General features: G+C 72.8%; 4 protein-coding genes and 1 pseudogene. 2 read left to right on the top strand and 3 right to left on the bottom strand.

Features of this window, described 5'->3' with window-relative positions; translation table 11 throughout:
* Positions 1-181: 181 nt before the first annotated feature.
* The 3 genes from ACFXHB_RS44495 to ACFXHB_RS44485 form a co-directional block, all read right to left on the bottom strand.
* Entirely contained in the window at positions 182-1,375 is a 1,194-nt protein-coding gene (locus ACFXHB_RS44495; protein ID WP_380582905.1) for a TolB family protein, read from the bottom strand.
* A gap of 345 nt (positions 1,376-1,720) precedes the next feature.
* A complete protein-coding gene (locus tag ACFXHB_RS44490; protein WP_380582903.1) occupies positions 1,721-2,479 on the bottom strand; it encodes a lysophospholipid acyltransferase family protein in 759 nt (252 codons plus the stop codon).
* 220 nt (positions 2,480-2,699) lie between these two features.
* Positions 2,700-3,125, bottom strand: a complete 426-nt coding sequence (locus tag ACFXHB_RS44485; RefSeq protein WP_380582901.1) for a DUF4395 domain-containing protein — start codon at positions 3,123-3,125, stop codon at positions 2,700-2,702.
* A 210-nt stretch (positions 3,126-3,335) separates the two neighbouring features.
* On the opposite strand from ACFXHB_RS44485, the gene ACFXHB_RS44480 reads away from it, so the two are divergent.
* The gene (locus tag ACFXHB_RS44480; protein ID WP_380582899.1) at positions 3,336-3,749 is read left to right on the top strand and encodes a thioredoxin family protein; all 414 of its coding nucleotides are present in this window, start codon (positions 3,336-3,338) and stop codon (positions 3,747-3,749) included.
* Positions 3,750-4,116: 367 nt separating this feature from the next.
* A pseudogene (locus tag ACFXHB_RS44475) lies at positions 4,117-4,212 on the top strand (electron transfer flavoprotein subunit beta); the annotation flags it as partial.

The following is a 4,212-nucleotide window of genomic DNA, read 5'->3' as shown; positions in this document are numbered from 1 at the left end:
GGAAGCTAAGCCTCACAGCGCCGATGGTACTGCAGGGGGGACCCTGTGGGAGAGTAGGACGCCGCCGAACAATCATTCCAAAGAACCCCCCGATCTAGACGGATCGGGGGGTTCTTTGCGTTGTGCTGATATCCAGGTGCGGATATCAGGCCGGCGGTCGGCAGGACGCGGGCACGGGCGGTCAGGACCGCGGTGCCGCGGTGCCCCAGCTGGGGCGGCTCTCCCACTGGTCGGCCGTGTCGGTGATCCGGGTGACACCGGTGCCGTTGGCCTGCATGCGGTACAGGTCCGCGGTCCCTCCGGCGGGTGCCTGGGCGAAGACGATCGATGTGCCGTCGGGGGAGTAGGCGGCCGCGCCGTAGAAGACGTTGGACGGGCCGGGGGTGAGGGCATCGATGGTGCTGCCGTCGGGCTGCACGGTGTAGATGCCCCCACCGGGGCTGTAGTCGGGGCCGGCCGGGTAGGTGGTGAACACGATCCGGGTGCCGTCGGGGGACCAGCTGGCGCGCTCGCCGGCGCGCAGCTCCCAGGGAGTCAGCCGGCGCAGGCCGGTGCCGTCGGCGTTGACGACGTAGAGCGCGCGGCCCGCGGCGGGCTGGCCGGTCGTACTGGTCCGGTACTCGAAGACGAGCTGCTTGCCGTCGGGGGACCAGCTCGGGTTGCGGACGTCGCCGGAGTACGGCTTGTCGTTGGTGAGGAAGGTCAGCCGCTGGGCGTTGGTGCCGTCGGGGCTCATCAGGTAGAGATCGGAGTACTGGATCTGCTTGTTGTCGCTCGGGTCGATCGCGCCCCATGCGCGGCTGAACGCGATCTGCTTCCCGTCGGGGGAGAAGGCCGGTCCGCTCTCCTGCTCGTTGGTGCAGTCGGCGGCGTCGGGTTCGCACAGCTGGCCGAGTGGGTGAGCGCCCTCGCCGTCGGCGCTCACCGTCCAGAGCCGGGCCGTGCCGTTCTCCGTCTCGGTGCGGTCGAAGGCGATGGTGCTGCCGTCGGGGGACCAGTCGGGGTGGTCGTCGCGCCCGTCGCCGGGAGGCCGGGTGAGCTGCTGCAGGGCTGTGCCGTCGGCCGTGACGGTGAAGACGGCGCTGGTGAGGCGGCCGGGGTCGAGGAAGACCCGGCTGGCGATCAGCCCGTTGTGCGCCGTGACGGGGAGGGCCGGGGCCGCCGCCCCGATCACGCCCGGGGTCGCGTTGGCGACGGCGGGCTCGGCCGTGGGAACGGCGGACGGGGACTCCGCCCGGATCTCGCTGAGCGGGATCTCGCCGGGCTGGGCACCGCACCCGGTCAGCAGGGCGGTGCCCGCCAGCAGAAGACCCGCACCGGCGTGAGCGCGGGTGCGGGTCGTGGTGGTGAGTGGCAGCGGCCGTGTACCGGTCATCGGTGCGTCATCTCCGTCTCTGAAGCAGGTCCAGGCCCCCGGGGAGCTGTCACTGTGTCAGATCGGGCGTGCGGTCGGACCGCCGACACGCGACGGTCCGTGCTGCCTCGGTCGCACGGAGTATGAAGAGTGGATTGTGCGGTTGACGGCGTGGAGGGGCGGGACGATCGCGCCGGTCCGCGACGGAGGCGTGCCGGTCCGTCCAGGTGAACCGTGCCGCCTTCCGGCCGGGCCGCAGGCGGTGATCCGTCGCTGCCGCGACCGGGGAGGCGGCAGCGGGCAGGCCGGAACGCACCTCCCCCGGCAATCCCCGGGGGAGGTGCGTTCCGGCGCGCGCGGGACCGGTCAGTCCCGCCCGGCGCGGCGTTCGGCCTCCGCCTCGTCCTCGGCCTCGGCGACCTCCAGGGTCGGCGCGGTGCCGCCGAGGTGAGCGGGCTGCCACCAGGTGTCCTCGGGGCCGCTCGGCTTGCCCGGGTACTCGCGCTGGGCCCGGTCGAGCATCTCGCCCATCGCGGCGCGCAGTCGGCGGGTGACCATCACGGGCTTGTCGCCGGGCTCCAGCACGATCGGCTCGCCGATCATGATGGTGACGGGGACGTGGCGCTTGGTGAGGGTCTTCGGTCGGCCCTTGGTCCAGAGCTGCTGGGTACCCCACAGGACGACCGGCAGCAGCGGGGCACCGGAGTCGGCTGCCATCCGGGCGGCGCCGGTCTTGAACTTCTTCAGCATGAACGAGCGGCTGATGGTCGCCTCCGGGAACACCCCGACCATCTCGCCGGCGCGCAGGGCGCGCACCGCGGCGTCGTACGCGGGCTGGCCGTCGGTGCGGTCGACCGGGATGTGCTTCATGCCCCGCATCAACGGACCGGAGACGGCGTGCTTGAAGACGTCGTCCTTCGCCATGAAGCGGGTCTTGCGCTTGCCGCCGCGGAAGGCGCCGAGGCCGGCGAAGAGGAAGTCCAGGTAGCTGATGTGATTGCTCACCAGTACCGCTCCGCCCTTGGCGGGGATGTGTTCGGCTCCGACGATCTTGATGCGCACGTCGAGCGCGCGGAAGACGGTCAGTGCGGCGCCGATCACCGGCGGGTACACGAGCTCTGCCACGGTCAGTCCTGACTTCCCACGGGCCTTGTCGGCCCGGTCCGGCGGTACCCGTGCCGTCCGTGGGACCGACCGCCGGAGGCGCGGCACGCCGCGGCGGCCACGGGTGATACACGGAGATGATCCCCCGAACGAGTGCCCGCTGTCACCTGAGGCGGGCGGTCGGGCGAGTGTCGGGAGTGTGACGTCCGTGATGGGCCGCCCGGGAACCTTTCCCCGGAGGTCAGGACGCGGCGTCGAGCCGGCCCTGCGAGCGGCGGACCAGCAGGTACATCTCGCAGCCGAGGCAGTAGCCGAACACGGCGTTGAGGAAGGCCGCGGCGAGGGCGAACCCGGTGGCCAGCAGGCCCAGCCAGATCACCCCGGTGAGGAAGCCGAGCGCGCCGACCGCGGCGAACACCAGGCCGACGCCCTGTGCGAAGCGCGGCGGGCGCTCGTCCTCGGTCTCCGTCGGCGGTGCCAGCCGGGGGCGGACCAGTGTCCGGTACAGCCAGCCGTACGGTGACCGGCGCAGGCCGCCGACGGCGCCGAGGCCGAAGACGACGGCCTGGAGGGCGAGCAGCGGGCCGCTGCCGGTGAGCAGGACGGTGATGAGGACGGCGGTGCTGAGGGCGGCCGCGAACCGCGGGCCGCGGGGGTCTATCTGCACGGGGGGACTCCAGGTCTGGATCGCTGCTGGGGGACGGCGGGGCGCGTCAGTGACAGCGCGAGGCCGTGGCCCGGCACAGGTCGACCACACGGCGGGTGGTCAGCAGCGGCTGTGCGGGGCGGTCGGAGTCCACCCGGCGATCGTACGCGGGCCCGCGTCGGTGGTCGACCACCCTGTCGGGCCCGGAGGGGGTCGGGGCAGACTGGGGGGATGACCGGGTTGGTGGTGTGCGTTGTCGTGCTCGCGGTGGCGAGCGCGTTCGGGCTGCTGCGGGCGAAGCGTGACGGGAGGCTGCGGGTGCGTACCAAGGACGGGACGGTGCGGCTGTCGGCGGCGGACCTGGGGGAGGCGCTGGGCGAGCGGGCCACGCTGGTGCAGTTCTCGACCGCCTTCTGCCAGCCGTGCCGGGCGACCCGGCGGGTGCTCGGTGAGGTGGCGGGCATGGTCGAGGGGGTGGCGCACGTCGAGCTGGACGCCGAGGCGCAGTTGGACCTGGTCCGCCGGCTGGAGATCCTGCGGACACCGACGGTCCTGGTGCTGGACGCGGGGGGCCGGGTGGTGCGCCGGGCGGCCGGGTTGCCGCGCCGGGCGGACGTGATCGCGGCATTGGGCGAAGCGGTCTGACCGGTCCCGGTGAGCTCCCGGCGGGGATCGTGCGGTCCGGGTGGTGAATCCCACCCCGGATCTGCCGCCCCGTCGGGTGGTGTCGGGACGACGCTGGGGCAGGATGAGGGCTGACGGCCGTGCGGGCCGTCCCGCGGTCCGCCCGGGCCGGGGGTCCTCCGGGGCCGCCGGGGAGTGGTTCGCGGGCCGGTCGGCCGGGCTCGGCGACGTAAGCTACTGGCCAGTAGTGTCATTCCGCCACCGGCGAGTATGCTGCCAGGAAGTTCCGGACGGCACGGGAACACGCTGGCCGGAGCGGGTGCGTGCCGAGTTCGCGCCCGCTTGCACAGCCGCAGCCGCCGGACGAGACCAGTACAGGAGACAGGCCGTGAGCTTGAGGATCGTTGTCTGTGTGAAGTACGTGCCGGACGCGACGGGTGACCGTCGGTTCGCGGACGACCACACCACCGACCGGGAGGGTGTG

Source organism: Kitasatospora sp. NPDC059327, from assembly GCF_042752535.1.
Taxonomy (GTDB): Bacteria; Actinomycetota; Actinomycetes; order Streptomycetales; family Streptomycetaceae; genus Kitasatospora.
The sequence above is the reverse complement of the archived record's forward strand: the minus strand, read 5'-3'. Positions and strand labels throughout refer to the sequence as shown.

Excerpts from the sequence above, each read along its gene's own strand:
- ACFXHB_RS44495 (WP_380582905.1), bottom strand. The coding sequence starts at position 1,375 with ATGACCGGTACACGGCCGCTGCCACTCACCACCACGACCCGCACCCGC.
- ACFXHB_RS44480 (WP_380582899.1), top strand. The coding sequence starts at position 3,336 with ATGACCGGGTTGGTGGTGTGCGTTGTCGTGCTCGCGGTGGCGAGCGCG.